This window comes from Oerskovia sp. NPDC056781 (assembly GCF_042789955.1).
GTDB lineage: Bacteria > Actinomycetota > Actinomycetes > Actinomycetales > Cellulomonadaceae > Oerskovia > Oerskovia rustica.
On record NZ_JBHUAD010000388.1, the window covers coordinates 1 to 1,721 of the forward strand.

Annotated in this window: 2 protein-coding genes; both read right to left on the reverse strand. The window is 69.8% G+C overall.

The window, feature by feature from the left end; translation table 11 throughout:
* Nucleotides 1-48: 48 nt before the first annotated feature.
* Nucleotides 49-957, reverse strand: a complete 909-nt coding sequence (locus tag ACFRCR_RS18630; protein WP_377679675.1) for an amino acid ABC transporter permease — start codon at nt 955-957, stop codon at nt 49-51.
* Nucleotides 954-1,643 (reverse strand): amino acid ABC transporter permease, encoded by a 690-nt coding sequence (locus tag ACFRCR_RS18635; protein ID WP_030150550.1) that lies wholly within the window; start codon nt 1,641-1,643, stop codon nt 954-956. The genes ACFRCR_RS18630 and ACFRCR_RS18635 overlap by 4 nt, the downstream gene beginning before the upstream one ends.
* Nucleotides 1,644-1,721 lie beyond the last annotated feature (78 nt).

Consider the following 1,721-nt stretch of genomic DNA (forward strand, 5'->3'; position numbering starts at 1 on the left):
GTCCCGGTCCGCGGTGGACCGGGACGGCCGTGCTCGCGCTGCTGGCGCCTACTTCGGCGCCGTCGGGACGACGGGAGCCGTGCCCACCGGGGCCGCGCCCCGTGCCCCGACCGCGAGGCCGGGAGTCGCAGCCCGGACCGGACCTGCGGTCCGTCCCTTGAGGCGGCGCGCGAGGATCTCGGCGACCTTCGACAGGACGTAGTTGATCGTGATGAACAGGATCGCCGCGACGAGCAGCGACTGCAGGATGTTGCCGTACGCCGACCCCAGGCGGCGCGACTCCTGGAGCAGCTCGGTGTACGTGATGATGTAGCCCAGCGCGGTGTCCTTGAGGACCACCACGAGCTGGGAGACGAGCGCCGGCAGCATCGCGATGAGCGCCTGCGGCACCTCGACCGACCGGAGCGACTGGCCGCGCGTCAGACCGACCGCGAGAGCCGCCTCGCGCTGCCCCGTGGGCAGCCCGTACACGCCCGAGCGGACCAGCTCCGCGACGACCGACCCGTTGTACAGGATCAGGGCGATCACGACCGCCATGAACGGGGCGTCCGGCACCTTGAGCTGGGCCAGGAACAGCCAGAAGAAGATCATCATGAGCAGGACCGGGACCGCTCGGAAGAACTCGACGACCAGCCCCGAGAGCCAACGGACCAGCCGGACCGACGAGAGCCGCCCGACACCGAACAGCAGGCCGAACACGATCGCCCCCACGATCGCCACGCCCGCGGCGCGCAGGGTGTCGACGAGGCCCGGCAGGTAGAAGTTCTCCCACGCGTCGGACGTGAAGATCGGCTGCCACTTCTCGGCGGACAGCTGCCCCTCGCGGCCCAGCAGGACCAGCGCGTAGGCGGCGATCCCCGCCACCACGATCGCGCCCACGACGTTGCCGACCACGATGGTCCGTCGTCCACGAGGGCCCGGCGCGTCGAACAGCACCGTCTGCTGCTGCGCGCTCATCGCTTCACCGCCAGCCGGCGGGACAGCGCAGTCGTCGCGAGGCCCACCGGGATCACGAGGATCACGTAGCCGATCGCGAACGTCAGGAAGATCGCGATGATGACGTCGGAGTCGAACTCGATCATGGTCTTCATGAGGCTGGAGGTCTCCGTCGCGACGCCGGCCGCGGCGGCCACGGTCGAGTTCTTGATGAGGGCGATGAGCACGTTGCCGAGCGGCGCCACCGACCCGCGGAACGCCTGGGGAAGAATGACGATCCGCGCGGCGGGCAGGAACGACAGGCCGATCGCGCGTGCGGCCTCGGCCTGACCGATCGGCACGGTGTTGACCCCCGAGCGGATCGCCTCGCACACGAACGCGGCGTGGTAGACCGCGAGCCCGAGGACCGCGAACCGGAAGAAGTTCGACGGGAAGTCGTCGGCGAGCTGGATCTTGAGCTGCCCCCAGACCCCCAGGGTCAGGAAGACCATGATGATCGTCAGCGGCGTGTTGCGGAACAGCGTGACGTACGTCGCGCCCGCCCACTGCAGGCTCGGGATCGGGGAGATCCGCATGAGCGCGAGCACCGTGCCGATGACCAGCGCGAGGATCGCCGCCCAGAACGTCAGCTGGATGTTGACCCAGAACGCGCCCAGGACGTCGTAGGACTCGAAGAGTCGCAGGAACTGAGAGAGGTAGTCACCCACTACGGGTCACCCTTCGCGAGGTGCGGCGCGGACGCCGCACGAGACCGGACAGGGACGGGTGCCGGGCCGGGCCCGCGC